The organism is Streptomyces sp. NPDC111516 (assembly GCF_055635345.1).
Genome location: NZ_JBVKBV010000054.1, coordinates 1 through 13,911 on the forward strand (window position 1 = coordinate 1; position 13,911 = coordinate 13,911).

The 13,911-nt window shown below is 67.4% G+C and carries 12 protein-coding genes and 2 pseudogenes; 10 read left to right on the forward strand and 4 right to left on the reverse strand.

The features are described 5' to 3' along the window. Both ACZ7L9_RS37670 and ACZ7L9_RS37675 read right to left on the reverse strand, forming a co-directional pair. Positions 1-218: pseudogene (locus tag ACZ7L9_RS37670) on the reverse strand (enolase C-terminal domain-like protein); the annotation flags it as partial. Between the two features lie 31 nt (positions 219-249). Then, on the reverse strand, positions 250-1,014 hold the full coding sequence (locus ACZ7L9_RS37675; protein WP_471422029.1) for a FadR/GntR family transcriptional regulator: 765 nt from the start codon (positions 1,012-1,014) through the stop codon (positions 250-252). 320 nt (positions 1,015-1,334) lie between these two features. On the opposite strand from ACZ7L9_RS37675, the gene ACZ7L9_RS37680 reads away from it, so the two are divergent. The 6 genes from ACZ7L9_RS37680 to ACZ7L9_RS37705 all read left to right on the forward strand — a co-directional run bounded on the left by ACZ7L9_RS37680 (position 1,335) and on the right by ACZ7L9_RS37705 (position 9,508). Further along, positions 1,335-2,633 carry an ABC transporter substrate-binding protein gene (locus ACZ7L9_RS37680; protein ID WP_471422030.1) on the forward strand — a complete coding sequence of 433 codons (1,299 nt, stop codon included), beginning with the start codon at positions 1,335-1,337 and terminating at the stop codon, positions 2,631-2,633. Positions 2,634-2,637: 4 nt separating this feature from the next. Next, positions 2,638-3,615 (forward strand): carbohydrate ABC transporter permease, encoded by a 978-nt coding sequence (locus ACZ7L9_RS37685; RefSeq protein WP_471422031.1) that lies wholly within the window; start codon positions 2,638-2,640, stop codon positions 3,613-3,615. Beyond that, positions 3,608-4,459 carry a carbohydrate ABC transporter permease gene (locus tag ACZ7L9_RS37690; RefSeq protein ID WP_471422032.1) on the forward strand — a complete coding sequence of 284 codons (852 nt, stop codon included), beginning with the start codon at positions 3,608-3,610 and terminating at the stop codon, positions 4,457-4,459. The genes ACZ7L9_RS37685 and ACZ7L9_RS37690 overlap by 8 nt, the downstream gene beginning before the upstream one ends. A gap of 52 nt (positions 4,460-4,511) precedes the next feature. Continuing rightward, positions 4,512-5,681, forward strand: coding sequence for a Gfo/Idh/MocA family protein (locus ACZ7L9_RS37695; protein ID WP_471422033.1), 1,170 nt, complete (start codon positions 4,512-4,514; stop codon positions 5,679-5,681). A gap of 219 nt (positions 5,682-5,900) precedes the next feature. Then, positions 5,901-8,699, forward strand: a complete 2,799-nt coding sequence (locus tag ACZ7L9_RS37700) for an NEW3 domain-containing protein (RefSeq protein ID WP_471422034.1) — start codon at positions 5,901-5,903, stop codon at positions 8,697-8,699. Next, positions 8,672-9,508: an NEW3 domain-containing protein gene (locus tag ACZ7L9_RS37705; protein ID WP_471422035.1), complete on the forward strand. Its 837-nt coding sequence runs from the start codon at positions 8,672-8,674 to the stop codon at positions 9,506-9,508. Before ACZ7L9_RS37700 ends, ACZ7L9_RS37705 begins: the two co-directional genes overlap by 28 nt. A 159-nt stretch (positions 9,509-9,667) precedes the next feature. Here ACZ7L9_RS37705 and ACZ7L9_RS37710 read toward each other — a convergent pair whose 3' ends face one another. Next, on the reverse strand, positions 9,668-9,988 hold the full coding sequence (locus ACZ7L9_RS37710; RefSeq protein WP_471422036.1) for a hypothetical protein: 321 nt from the start codon (positions 9,986-9,988) through the stop codon (positions 9,668-9,670). Positions 9,989-10,075: 87 nt separating this feature from the next. Here ACZ7L9_RS37710 and ACZ7L9_RS37715 point away from each other — a divergent pair. The 4 genes and pseudogenes from ACZ7L9_RS37715 to ACZ7L9_RS37730 all read left to right on the forward strand — a co-directional run. Next, positions 10,076-10,402: pseudogene (locus ACZ7L9_RS37715) on the forward strand (transposase family protein); the annotation flags it as partial. Positions 10,403-10,933: 531 nt separating this feature from the next. Continuing rightward, complete coding sequence (locus ACZ7L9_RS37720) at positions 10,934-11,185, forward strand: transposase (protein ID WP_471422040.1); 252 nt, start codon at positions 10,934-10,936, stop codon at positions 11,183-11,185. A gap of 61 nt (positions 11,186-11,246) precedes the next feature. Next, complete coding sequence (locus tag ACZ7L9_RS37725) at positions 11,247-11,759, forward strand: hypothetical protein (protein WP_471422037.1); 513 nt, start codon at positions 11,247-11,249, stop codon at positions 11,757-11,759. A 311-nt stretch (positions 11,760-12,070) separates the two neighbouring features. After that, positions 12,071-13,251, forward strand: a protein-coding gene (locus tag ACZ7L9_RS37730; protein WP_471422038.1) for an IS3 family transposase whose coding sequence is annotated in 2 segments (ribosomal slippage) — positions 12,071-12,340 and positions 12,343-13,251 — 1,179 coding nt in all. Because the reading frame shifts where the segments join, the coding sequence is not laid out codon by codon here. 269 nt (positions 13,252-13,520) lie between these two features. Here the strand turns inward: ACZ7L9_RS37730 and ACZ7L9_RS37735 are convergent. After that, a partial coding sequence (locus ACZ7L9_RS37735) for a phytanoyl-CoA dioxygenase family protein (RefSeq protein WP_471422039.1) occupies positions 13,521-13,911 on the reverse strand: 391 nt, incomplete at its 5' end.

Genomic DNA, 13,911 nt, shown 5'->3' on the forward strand with positions numbered 1-13,911 from the left:
TCGCGACCGATGAGGTCGTCGCGGATGCGACGTTCGACCAGGTCGGCGACGATCACTCCGCGTCTTGTGTGCGCCTCGCCCACCAGGCCCTCGTCGGTGTGGACGCGCAGGATGCCGCCCACCACCGCCGGCTCCGAGCCCGGCAGCCCGGCCCGCCACCGGAAGGACGGCTGAGCGGGCAGGTCGACCAGTTCCATGGTCACATCGGTAATTCGCATGGGTGTCCTTACACGGCTGGAGATCTGGGGGTCAGGAGTCGGCTTCGTCGCCGGGCACGACGCGACGCCAGATCTCCCGCTGGAACTGCTGCGCGGTCATGCCGATGTGCTCGGCCATCAGGGCCTCGGCACGGTCCGGCTCCCCCGAGGCGATGGCCTCGGCGATCGCCTCGTGCTGCCCCGCGGCCACCAGCAGCGAACCACCTGCCACCCCGGCCAGTCCGATGGCAGTGACCTGGCGCTGCAGGAGCCGCATAGCATCGACGGTGGAGGCGAAGAACATGTTGGCCGCCGCGTCCGCGATGCCGACGTGGAAGGCCTCGTCGGCGGCGGAGAAGGCGTCGATGTCGTCCTGCTCCGCCGCCAGGGCGGACTGCCGCGCGGCTTCGCGCACCGCCTTGACCTGCGCCGGGGTGGCCCGCCGCGCGGCCAGGTTGGCGGTCGTGGTCTCCACGTACTGACGGAACTCGAACAGCTCGTCCACCTGCCGCAGGTCCGCGGGGAGGAATTTGGCCAACGACAACTGCCAGGAGGACTCCTCGGGCTCGGCCACATAGATGCCGCGGCCCTTCTGCACGGACAACCGCCCCAGGGCGGAGAGGATCTTCACCGCCTCCCGGACCACGGTCCGGCTCATCTGCATCTCGTCCGCGAGATCCTGCTCGGTGGGCAGCCGCGCGCCGGGCTGAAGTCCCGCTTGGACGACATACTCGAGGATGCGCTCGGCCGCGACCTCGTAACCGGGACGGTAGGCACCCTCCGCCGCGGGCGCGGAGATCTTCTCTGAGCGTGCCAACGACTCTCCCCCACTTCGCTCTTGCCGCCACTCGACGCCCACTTGTCTCGGCGCCAGTGGCATTCATATGTTTCCTACATATCTGGTGGTTCAACTTCAGTTAAGCACACCCAAACCCTTGACGCCAAGGTCCGATGACCCCAGACTCTCCCCTATCTCAGCTGGCTGTTTGGCCCATTTATCGTCACAGCATCCGTTCTGGATAGCCCCTTCGAGCCTCATAGCCTGCAACATCTCCGCGAAGTAAGCCCAGATCAGCCTTGCGGCCAACATGTGTCAGACCTATATGCCGCACATCGCACCACAGATGGGATGTTCCAATGCACATTCGTCGTAGCAGTGGACACACCGGCCAGGCCGGTAGACGCTGGGCAGCACTCGCCGCGGCCGCCGCTTTGGTCCTCGGTGCCACCGCCTGCTCGGGCGGCTCGGCCAGTGGCACGGCGAACGGCAAGGTCGAGCTCACCTACCGGATCTGGGACGCGAACCAGCGGCCGGCCATGCAGCACATCGTCGACGCGTTCGAGAAGGCCCACCCATCGGTCAAGATCAAGATCCAGCTCACCGCGAGCCAGGAGTACTGGACCAAGATGCAGGCCGACGCCACCAGCGGCAGCGCGCCGGACGTGTTCTGGATCAACGGTCCCAACGCTCAGCTCTACGAGTCGAACGGCATCCTGATGCCACTGTCGGACAAGCTCGCTGCCAACAAGGTGAGCCTGTCCAACTACCCGAAGAGCCTGGTCAGCCTCTACAGCTACAAGGGCACCCAGTACGGCATCCCGAAGGACTTCGACACCGTCGGGCTCTGGTACAACAAGAAGCTGTTCGACGCGGCCGGCGTGAAGTACCCCGATGACACCTGGACCTGGAAGACCGTCCAGGACGCCGCCCGCAAGCTCACGGACCCCTCCAAGAAGCAGTACGGCATCCTGGCGCCGCCGTTCGGCCAGGAGAACTACTACAACACCATCTTCCAGGCCGGCGGCTCGGTCATCTCGGCCGACGGGAAGTCCTCGGGCTACGACCAGCCCGAGGCCAAGTCGGGCCTGAAGTTCTGGACCGACCTGGTCAAGGCCGGATCCTCGCCGTCACTGAAGTCCATGACCGACACGTACCCGAGCCAGCTCTTCGAGTCCGGCAAGGTCGCCATGTACTACGGCGGTAGCTGGAACACCCTGGCGTTCGCCAAGAACAGCACCCTGAAGAACAACATCGACGTCGCCGTCCTGCCGCAGGGGACCAAGCGGGCGGTGACGATCCACGGCCTGGCCAACGTCGCCTACGCCAAGACCGAGCATCCCAAGGAGGCGGCCGCCTTCCTCGCTTTCCTCGGGTCCAAGGAGGCCGCGGAAATCGGAGCGAAGGAGAGCGGGGTCATCCCGGCCTTCAACGGCACCCAGCAGGCCTGGGTAGACGCCACTCCGCAGTTCCACCTGAAGGCCTTCCTGGACGAGGTGCCCTACGCGGTTCCGTTCCCCACTTCCAAGAACACCGCCGTCTGGATGAACCAGGAGGCGGCCACGTTCGCCCCCGCCTGGGAGGGCAAGACCGACGTGGAGGCAGCCGCGCAGAAGATGGCCGGTCTGATGAACACGGCGCTGAGCAAGGAAAAGTGACCAGATGACACGCACCGCGGCTCTCCAGCCCACGGCCCGTGCCGCCCGTGCCGCCCACGCCGCCACCCGGCGCGGGCGGCGCCCAGGCCGCCGCCGCCAGCGGGCCTGGGCCTACTTCATGGTCGCGCCGATGACCATCGGCCTGGCGATCTTCTACCTGTGGCCCATCGCCCAGACCTTCTACTACAGCTTCACCGACTCCGGCCCGTTCGGCGGGCACACCTGGACCGGCACGGCCAACTACAAGGCGCTGGCCGACGAACCGGCGGTGGGTCAGGCGGTGGTCAACACGTTGCTGTACGCCGTGATCCAGCTGGCCGGCATCCCGGTCGCGATACTGGTGGCCGCACTGCTGAACCAGAAGAACCTGCGGGGCCGCTCGGTGTACCGGGTGCTCTACTTCCTGCCGGCAGTGACCATGCCGGTCGCCGTGGCGATGCTGTGGCGCTGGATGTACGACGGGAACTACGGCCTGGTGAACTACCTGCTGTCCACGGTGGGGATCCACGGACCGCACTGGGCCTCCGACCCGGACGTCGCGCTGTACTCGCTGGCCGCGATCGGCATCTGGATGTCCCTGGGCTACAACATGGTGATCTTCCTGGCCGGCCTCCAGGGGATACCCGCCGAGTACTACGAGGCCGCGCGGATGGACGGTGCCGGCCCGGTGCGGACGTTCCTGCGCATCACCGTGCCCCTGCTGAGTCCGAACATTTTCTTCGTCACTGTGCTGACGGTGATCAACTCTCTGCAGATGTTCGATCTCGCCTACATGATGATGAGCACCCCGGGCTCCGCCGCCGGCACCGCTAATCCGGCGCTGCCCAGCGTCCGGTCGATCTCGTACCTCTTCTTCCAGAAGGCCTTCGTCGAGCACGACATCGGGTTCGGGGCCGCGGTGGCCTTCGTCCTGGTCGGCTTCATCGTGCTGATGACGCTCATCCAGTTCCGTCTGCAGAAGAGGTGGGTGCACTATGCCTGAGCTCTTGTCCCGCTCCGGCCCTCCGGGCCACCGCGCCCGGTCGGTGGCCACCCACGCGGTGCTGATCGCCGGGGCGGTGCTGATGATCGGCCCGTTCCTCTGGGAGGTGGTCACGGCGCTCAAGTCGTTCGCCGAGACCACCCAGCTGCCGCCGACCCTCCTGCCGCACCACTGGCAGTGGTCGAACTTCACCGCGGTGTTCCACGCTCTGCCATTCGGGCGGATGTTCCTCAACACCGTCTTGATGACCGCCGGACGGACCGCCGGCCAGCTGATCTTCTCCTCCATGGCAGGCTATGCCTTCGCCCGGATGCGGTTTCGCGGCAGCGGAGTGCTGTTCGGACTGTTCCTGTCGGTGCTGATGGTCCCGGGCCTGGTCTTCCTGATCCCGCAGTACGTGATCATCCAGGACCTCGGCTGGCTGAACTCCCTGCAGGGCCTGATCGTCCCGGCAATGTTCAGCGCCTTCGGCACCTTCCTGATGCGCCAGTTCTTCATGGCGCTGCCGCACGACGTCGAGGAGGCCGCGCGGCTGGACGGGGCCAACCCGTGGCAGGTCTTCTGGCACGTCGCGCTCCCGCTGGCCAGGCCCGGTCTGTTGGCACTCACCATTCTGACCACGCTGTGGTCGTGGAACGACCTGATGTTCCCGCTGGTGATCAACACCGACCCGGAGAAGATGACCCTCTCCGCCGGCCTGGCCACGCTCCAGGGTGAGCACTTCACCGACTACTCGGTGCTGATGGCCGGGTCGTTGATGGCCACCGCACCGATGATCGTGGCCTTCGTGCTGTTGCAGCGCCACTTCATCCAGGGCATCGCCTTCACCGGCAGCAAGGGCTAGGCCCTTGTCCGTTGGCCCCGGCTCATCGAAAGCTCTTGAAAGGACCAGCACGTTGAACGACCTCAGGCTCGGCGTCATCGGCCTTGGCATCCGCAGTGACCTGGTCGATCTGGCCCACCGGCCCGGCTCGGGCTCGCTGGTGGCCGCAGCCTGCGACCGCGACCCTCGGATCCTCGCGGGTGCCGAGAAGCGCTTCGGCAGCCAGGTGATGACGACCAGCGACCACCACGAACTCCTGGATGCCGGGCTTGACGGCGTGTTCGTGCTGACCCCGGACTTCACGCACGAGCAGATCGGCCTGGACTTCCTCGCCGCCGGGATCCCGGTCTTCCTGGACAAGCCGATGGCGATCACCACCGAGGGCTGCGACCGGCTCCTCGCGACGGCCTGCGAACACCGCACCCCGTTGTACGTCGGCCATAACATGCGGCACATGCCGGTCGTGGTGGCCATCCGCGAGCTGATCACCAGCGGCGCTATCGGCGAGGTCAAGGCCATCTGGTGCCGCCACTTTATCGGCCACGGCGGGGACTACTACTTCAAGGACTGGCACGCCGACCGGCGCAAAACCACCGGTCTGCTGCTGCAGAAGGGGGCCCACGACATCGACGTCATCCACTGGCTGGCCGGCGGCTACACCCGGCGGGTGAACGCCATGGGCGGACTGACGGTCTACGGCGCCATCAGCTCGCGCCGCGACCGCAGCGGGGAGCGGATGACCGAGTGGCTGTCGACGGAGAACTGGCCGCCGCTCAGCCTCACCGGTCTCAACCCGGTGGTCGACGTCGAGGACCTGAGCATGATGCAGATGCAGCTGGACAACGGCGTCTTCGCGAGCTACCAACAGTGCCACTACACACCTGACTACTGGCGCAACTACACCGTGATCGGCACCGAGGGACGGCTGGAGAACTTCGGCGACACCGAGGGTGCCGAGGTCCGGGTGTGGAACCGCCGTTCCGACTACCGCGCCGAGGCGGACCTGGTCGTGCCCGTCCACATCCCGGCCGGCAGCCACGGCGGCGCCGATCCGCTGCTGGTCGAGGAGTTCCTGCGCTTCGTACGCGAGGGCGGGGCCACCGTCACCTCGCCGCTGGCGGCCCGCGAAGCAGTGGCCGCCGGCCACGCGGCCACCATGTCACTGCGGGACGGGGGACGCCCCCTCGGCATCGCCCCCGTGGACGCGGGGGTGGCCGCCTACTTTGCCGACGGCCAGATCTAGCACCACTGGAGCGTTCCCATCCGTCCGCGGAGCCGGCCACCCCTCCCCTGCGACCGGCTCACCCCTCCCCCCGTGAGGGCCGGGCGGAGCGGAACCCTCACCCCCTTGAACAGCCGGGCCTCCCGGCTTCCGGGCGGCACACCTGCCACCCGTGACCGTACGTCATGTCCTCGTTACGGAGCGGATTCCCGCTTTCTCACCCCAACAGAGGAGTTCACCATGCACAAGCGGCGGAACACCGCGCTGAGAGCGGCGACGGCTGCTCTCACCCTGGCGCTCGCGACGGGCTTCATGCCCGGCGCCCAGGCGGCACCCAGCGCACCGTTCACCATCACCGCGGGCACCCTGCGGATCGGCCTGAGCTCGACCGGCAGCGTCACCAGCCTGCTGGACAGCGCGAAGGGCCACGACTACGCCAGCACCGCCAACCCGGCCCCACTGATCAAGCTGGTCGCCGACGGGGTGGAGCAGCGGCCCACCGCCCTGTCCTACGACAGCGTCTCGTCCACCTACACCTTCACCTTCGGCGGCAAGGGGATCAAGGTCGGCGTCAAGGCGGTCGCCAAGGCGGGCTACGCGACGCTGGAGGCGACCAGCGTCAACGCCCCCGAGGGGGTGGACGTGCAGACCCTTCTGTGGGGGCCGGTCACCACCACCATCTCCCAGACGGTCGGCGAGACCGTCGGCGTGGTGCGCGACAACGACTTCGCGATAGGCATCCACGGGCTCAACGACAAGACCCCGGCGGGCTGGCCGGAGGAGCTCAAGAACCTCAGCTACCCCGACGCGCCCGGCGAACGGCTGTTCAATTGGCCCTACGGCTGGTTCGCGGCGCACAAGACCACCTTCGGTAGCGTACTCCAGGCGTACACCTACGACCACACCAAGACCCGTCAGCGGTACGTCGGTTGGGACGAGCGCAAGGAGCCGAGCGATCCGATCCCGCCGCTGAGCGGCGACGAGGCCCTGATCAAGGGCTCGAAGATCGCCCTGTTCGGGTCGAACCCGCGCGCCGTGATGGGCACGCTCTCCAAGATCCAGACCGGTGAGGGTCTGCCGCACCCGTCGGTCGACGGACAGTGGCAGAAGACCTCGCAGGGGGCATCGCAGTCCTTCCTGGTGACCCCCGACCTCAGCAAGGACAACGTCGAGGAGGCGAGCGCGTTCGCCAAGAAGGCCGGGCTGCGCTACGTCTACTCGCTGGTGGGTGTCAACGGCCCCTGGAAGAATTCCGGCCACTACCAGTTCAACTCGGCCTTCGGCGGATCGGACGCGGGCGCCACCCAGCTGGTGGACAAGGCAGCACGTCAGGGCATCAAGGTCGGTGTGCACACCCTCTCCAACATGATCAGCAACAACGACCCGTACGTCACCCCGGTGCCCAGCAAGAGTCTGGCCACCATGGGCTCGGTCAAGCTGACCCGGCCGCTGGACGCCGACTCCAAGGTCGCCTACGTCGACGGCAACTCGATCTTCAGCGGCGGCGAGGAGAACGTCCTCAGGATCGGGGACGAGCTGCTCAACTACGGCACCGTGACGAAGGTGGCCGGTTCCGGCAACGAGTACGAGGTGCAGATCAACTCCCGTGGCATGTGGGGCACCACCGCAACCGCCCACCCTGGCGGCGACGCGATGATGCGGATGCATCGCTACGCGTACGGCATGTTCGTCGGCGGCATGCCGGCCATGAGTGAGATCGCCTCCCGCTTCGCGCAGATCTCCAACACCACCGGGACCAAGTCGATGTCCTACGACGGCCTGGAGGCCGCATCGCTGGCCGGCTACGGTCTGTTCGGCACCAACCGGCTGGTCAACGGCACGTACCGGGGCCTCAACTCCCAGAGCGACTTCGTGTCCGAGGCGAGCAACCTGCTGCCCGGCACCTGGGACGCCACCACCCGGGCAAGCTGGGGAGAGGACCACGGCCTACCCGAGCGGGGGGAACTGTCCGCTCTCAGGTACATGCAGTACCTCGAGCGCAACGACATGCCCAGCATGATGGGCTGGCGCCAGTTCCGGCCCGGTTTCTCCACGCTGTCCCAGGAGTGGCTCCTGTCGAAGATGGCGGGGTACAACGCGGGGACAGGCCTGCAGGCCACCGTCGCCGGGCTCAAGAGCGCCGGAAACACCGCCGACGTCCTGGAGGCCTGGAAGCAGTGGGAGGCCGCGCGTAACTCGCACGCCTTCACCAGCCAGCAGATGACGGCGATGAAGGACACGAGCAGCAACTGGCACCTGGAGACCGTGGTCTCCGGCAAGCAGTGGAACCTGGTCAACGTCAACTTCCCGGCCAACCCGCTGAGCGCGCCGGCCAACGGTTCCAAGAGCTGGAGCTACACCAACACCCACGCCGAACAGCCCCTGCGGTTCCAGCTGAGGGCGACAGGCGGGACCGTCACCAACCCGTCGTTCACCCTGGGCGAGAAGACCGTCACCTTCCAGACCACTGTGCCCTCCGGCGGCTACCTGCTGGCCGACGGCAGCGGGAGCGCGAAGGTGTTCGACAGCACCTGGCACCTGCTCAAGACAGTGGACGCGCAGGGCTCCGCTTCCTTCACGGCCGGGGCCCAGACCATCGACTTCAGCGCCACCGGCACCGGCACGTCGCAGGTCAGCTTCTTCACCTACGGCAGCCAGCAGCAGGTCAAGGCCCCAGTCACCGTCGACGGCCCGGCGGAAGTCCAGCGCGGCGCCACCGCGACGGTGACCACCAGCTACACCAACACCGGCACCGCCGCGGTGAAGAACGCCAAGATCGGCCTGGCGGTGCCCACCGGCTGGAGGGCCACGGCCGCCGGCAAGTCCGTCTTCCCGAGCATCGACGCAGGCAAAACCATCACCGTCACCTGGCGCGTCACCCCTCCGGCGGACGCCCGCGTCGGCGACAACCCGCTGGTCGCCCACGTTATGTACGACGGCGCACGGTTCAGCTCGGAGGCGGTGACGCGGATCGCCGTGCCCAACCGGCTCTCCGTCCAAGGCCCGCCGTCGTGTTGCCGGGCACCGGCGCCACGGTGACCACCACGTACGTCAACCGCTCCGCACACCCCCTGCCCAACCTCACCGTCACCCTCGCCCCGCCCAGCGGCTGGACCGCCACGGCCACCACCCCGGCCAAGTTCACCTCGCTCGGCGCCGGCCAGGCGGCCACCACGACCTGGCGGCTGACCGCACCGGCGGACGCCACGCCCGGCACCGTCGACTACACCGTGCGCGCCACCTACCAGAGCGCACCGGTCACCGACGAGGCAGGGGGGCGGCTCAGCGTGCCGTACGCCTCGCTGAACAGCGCGTTCGACAACGCGGGGATCAGCGACGACAGCAACCCCGAAGCCGCCAACCTGGACGGTGGCGGCGGGAGCCTGTCGGCGCAGACCCTGGTAGCGGCGGGCCTCGCCCCCGGGGCGACCGTGGCGCACGACGGTCTGACCTTCACCTGGCCCAACACCACGCCCGGCAGCAAGGACAACGTCATCGCCCAGGGTCAGATAGTCAAGCTCGGCGGCTCCGGCAGCAAGCTCGGCTTCCTGCTCACCGCCACCAATGGCACCACCTCCGGCACGGGCACGGTGACCTACACCGACGGCACCACCCAGAGCTACAGCCTCACCTCCTCCGACTGGTGGGACAACGCCCCCGCCCCTGGATCCGACATCCTGGCCACCCTGCCGCGCCGCAACGCCCCCGCGGGCGGCGTGACCGACCGAAAGGTGAGCATCTACCGCTCGACCGTCCCGCTGCAGGCGGGCAAGACCGTCGCCTACGTGACCCTGCCCAGCACGGGCGCGGGCTCGCAGATGCACATCTTCTCCGCCGCCATCGGCTGATCCGGCACTCCGGGTCCGGCGACTGTCGGCGCCGGACCCGGAAGGGCGTTACCCTCACGCCGCCCTGAACGCCGGCCGGTGGGCTCGCGGTTCCATCACCGTCGAGCCCACTGGCCGGCCGTTCCGCTTACATCCCCGGAGCGGTCCACTCCTCCGCCGTCAGCGACTGCTCGGCCCAGATGTGGTCCGCACGTGGCGCAGTCTCGGCGAGGTGCTGCTGCCATCGGAGACCTTGCAGATCAAGATCGACTGCCGGATGAGCCCCAGCCTGATCGGCTCGGCGCCGTAGCGGATGGCATTGGTCACCAGCTCGCTGACCACCAGTTCGGTGGTGAAGGCGAGGTGATCCAGCACCCAGGCGTCCAGAATCCCAGAGGCCAGCACCCTGGCCTCCGCAACAACCGGCGGGTCGTTCCGGAGCTCCCAGTCGGCCACCTGGTCCTCAGGCAGGCCCTGCGCACGGGCCACCAGCAGCGCCACGTCGTCGCTGTAGGCGCTTGGGTTTATCGAGCAGCAGTAGTGGTTCTGGCTCGCTTTCCGTGATGCGCGCACGCTGAATAACGGCTGATGCTCGAATCGGGCTCCGGGAAGTTGCCTGAAAATGACCGGGACCGATCTTGGTGTCGTCGACAGTGCGGCGTCGTGGAAGAGACGTCGCCCCGTCTGGAGGGGCTGTTGTTGCCGTCCATCACGGACGTGTCGGTGCTGTCGCTGGACGTGAGCCACGAGGCGATACGCATTGAGGCCTGCAGTACCGCGGCGGGGGCGGCATGTCCGGACTGCGGGAGAGAGTCGAGCCGGGTGCACAGCTCTTACCCACGGTTTCCTGCAGACGTGCCCAGTGGGGGACGTCGGGTGGTTCTCCAGCTGCGAGTCCGACGCTTCTTCTGTCCGGAGCCTTCGTGCGAACGACGCACGTTCGCCGAGCAGATGCCGGGACTGACCCGAAGGCACAGCAGGTGGACCGAGCGGTTGCGTTCGACTCTCGCCGCGGTCGGTCTCGCCCTCGCCGGCCGGGCTGGTGCCCGGATGGCACAGGTCTTCGGGGTGTCCATCAGTCGCAGCGCGCTTTTGCGGCTGCTCGACGCGTTGCCCGAACCGGAAATCCCTGCCCCACGGGTGGTTGGTGTCGATGAGTACGCCACCCGCAAAGGACGGGTCTATGGCACGGTGCTGGTCGATGTCGAGACCCGCCGGCCGGTGGATTTACTGCCTGACCGTGAGGCGTCCAGCCTGGCCGCATGGCTGGCGAAGCGACCTGGGATCGAGGTCGTCTGCGGCGGCTGTGGCCAGCTTCCAACAGAGCGTGGACGGTGGCGTGCCTGGCCCGGATGCGGTTGGCAAACCGGTCACTCCGCCAAGGCCGTCCTGGCCAACTGCCCCGAACTCGACGCTCTGACCGGTCACGTCCGGTCCTTCGCCCAGATGCTCACCGAGCGCCAGGGCGAACGGCTCCCACAATGGCTCGACGCCGTCCGACAGGACGACTTGCCCAGCCTTCACACTCTCGCGGCAGGAATCGACCGAGACCGCGACGCGGTCATCGCCGGACTTACCCTGCCCTGGAACTCCGGCGTCGTCGAAGGGCATGTCAACCGGATCAAGATGCTCAAGCGCCAGATGTTCGGCCGAGCCGGCTTCAGCCTGCTACGCAAGCGCGTATTGCTGGCCAGCTGATCAAGCGCCCGGCTCTCGGTGATAGGACGTCCCTCTACGGAAACATGATGAGGGGGACAGCGTGGACGCAGGAGTAGCGATCAGCCTGATCCGCATGGCCGCTGCAGACTTGACCATGGAACCCTGGCATCGCCCCTCGGACGATTATCTGGTCCAGTTGGGCTTGGACGCCCTAATGGCCGACATCGAGGCTCCCTCACTTCCCCTGCTGGCTGGGCTCGCGCGCGGTGAGTACCCCCAGGCCCGCGAGCTGTTCGACCTTGTGCTGGAAGAGTTGGGTCTGCTGCCGCTGGCCTTGGAAGATCTTGCCAAGGCGCGATGGACCGCGGCCTGTTGGTGGGCCGGCCAGATCGTGGCGTGCCAGCTCGATCCCGTACTGGGAGCCAAGCTGATCTATCAGGAGTCTGCAGCCGAACTCGACTACCCCGACGCGCTGCAACCCATCGTTGATCTGGCGAGAGCACTCGACCTCCTGAACGATCAACATCCGGACCAGCAGCACATCCGTGGCCAGATCACCTCCGCAGCGCGAGACTTTCTCGCCACAGAAACGCACCAGAACCACAGCCTTTGAACTACGTCGCATGACCCACCGTGACCGGTTCACGGAAAGCGAGTCAGAACCGCAGTAGTGACGTCGCTTGTCGATGAGTTTGGGAGGCACCGCGTCTCTTGCCAGGGCAGCATCGGGATGCTCCTGGTGAAAGGTGCTGGTCATGCCGCAGATGTCGCGATCCGGCGTGACCACCGCGGCGGAATGTCGATGCGGGAGCTCGAGCGCAAGCATGGCGTGACGTGGCGGACCGTCCGTAAGGCGGGCGTTGCCCCTTGATCGTGGACACCCTGATCATTGGATCGTGAGGATCCATAGGACAGGAGTTCCCGTTGGGGACGTCGAAGTACAGCCCTGAGTTCAGGGCCGATGCTGTCGCGCTGTACCACGCCAGCCCGGGTGGGACGTACGCGTCGGTGGCCCAGGACGTGGGCATCAACCACGAGACGCTGCGAATCTGGGTGCGCGATGCCGAGCAGGCCGCCCGGCCCGGGGCGGTGGAGGCCACCGCGATGGAGAAGGAGAACCGGCAGCTGCGGGCGCGGGTGAAGGAACTCGAGCTCGAGCGGGACATCCTGCGGAGGGCCGCGAAGTATTTTGCGGGCGAGACCAGCTGGTGAGCAGCCGCTTCCAGTTTGTCGACGATCACCGTGGCGCCTTCGGCGTCAAGCGGCTGTGCCGGATGCTGCAGGTCTCGCGTTCGGGCTTCTACCGGTGGCTGGACGGCGCTCACGCACGCGCCGAGCGGGCGCGGGCGGAAGCCGAACTCGCGGAGCGGATCGCCGAGATCCACACCGAGTCCGACGGCACTTACGGCGCCCCGCGCGTCACCGCCGAACTGCGGGATGCCGGAGTGCGGGTGAACCACAAGCGCGTTGCCCGCGTCATGCGCGCCTGGGGCATCGTCGGCTTCCACCTGCGCAAGAAGGTCCGCACCACGGTCCCCGAGCCGTCGGCGACGCCGGTGCCGGACCTGCTGCGGCGCGACTTCACCGCGGCCGCGCCGAACACGAAATACGTGGGCGACTTAACCTATCTCCCGGTCGGCAACGGTCAATTCCTTTACCTGGCAACGGTGTTGGACCTGTGCTCGAAACGGCTGGCGGGCTGGTCGATCGCCGACCACATGCGCACCGAGCTGGTCACCGACGCCCTCAAGGCCGCCTCCGCGGCCCGGGGCGCCGGCGGCCTGCGCGGGGCCGTTTTCCACAGCGACAACGGGGCGCAATACGCGTCGAAGGAGTTCGCCCAGGTCTGCGCGGACCTCGGCGTGACCAGATCACGCGGCGCGGTGGGCACCAGCGCGGACAATGCCGCCGCCGAATCGTTTAACGCGACCATGAAAAGAGAGACACTCCAAGGAAAGAGACGCTGGTCAGGACCACGCGAGGCACGGCTCGCGGTCTTCCGGTGGGCGACCCGCTACAACACCACGAGAAGGCAATCCGGTCTCGGCCAGGTCAGCCCGAACACCTTCGAACAACGATCAGTTACCCTGACCACCGCCGCATAACAACCGGTGTCCACGATCAAGGGTCAGGGCCCGGATGACGACGGCGTGTGCGCCTAGCTAGCCAGGGCGAGGTGGCCTTTGGCCAACTCGCCAAATAGTGAAAGAAGACGCTGTGCGGGGTTGCCGCTGCTCGGCGAACAAGAGCACGGCGCGGTGGGGCGGGTTCGCCATCGCGTGGGTCGCGCTGCTCGTCCTGACCGCGGACTCGCTGCGGCACCGTGACGCGCCGGCCCGCACCGACCTGCGCGAAGGCCCCCGCTGGTGCCGGGTCAGTCCGCGGATCCCGGGTTGCGTACTTTGCGCTCGTTGGTGGTCCTGCCGTGGTCCATTCCCTGCTCGCGTTCGAGCTCGATCATGGCCGCGGGCCGGTAGTTGAGGATGTAGGCGCGGCGGTGCCGGTCCGTGGTCGAGTTGCCCCGCGAGTAGTGCAGTGTCCTGCCGGCGTGGCCGGCGGCCGAGCCCGGCGCGAGCGGGATGTACGTGGCACCCGGCTCGTCCTCCGAGCATTCGCACTCGATGGCTCCGCCGCCTTTGCCCGCGGGCCAGTGGGGCCGGAGGGGCTCGAGGTGCGAGCCCTTGACATACCACATGCAGCCGCTGTCGAGCGTGGCCTCGTCGAGCGAGACCCAGATGGAGACCGCGCGGTCGTCGGGCAGGTCG